The organism is Tamlana crocina (assembly GCF_012037625.1).
Window position 1 is genome coordinate 1 of sequence record NZ_JAAVJS010000497.1, and the last position, 360, is coordinate 360.

Here is a 360-nt window from a genome sequence, read left to right on the forward strand (position 1 = left end):
ATCGAATCCAATACAAATAAAAAAAGCCATTTTTGAGAGGTATCAAAAATGGCTTTTTTAATGGGTATAATTCTACAGGCTTTGCTGCGCCTTCTTTACTCTTGAAAGGGTTTCTTCTTTTCCTATTGTAGCTGCGATCTCAAAAACATCCGGTCCCTGCATTGCACCAACAAGTGAAAGCCGGAAGGGTTGCATGACTTTACCAAAGCCTATTCCTTCGGAAGTGAGCCATCCTTTTACTTTCTCCTGAAGATTTGCTGCTGAAAAATCGTTCTCTTTTTCTAAGATCTCAATAACCCGATCCATGACAGCTGAAGTATCTTCCTTCCAAACCTTTTTAGCTGCCTTCTCGTCGTATTT

At 40.0% G+C, this 360-nt stretch carries 1 pseudogene; it reads right to left on the reverse strand.

Annotated elements, in window-relative coordinates:
* Window positions 1-72: 72 nt before the first annotated feature.
* A pseudogene (locus HC176_RS17765) lies at window positions 73-360 on the reverse strand (glutamate--tRNA ligase); the annotation flags it as partial.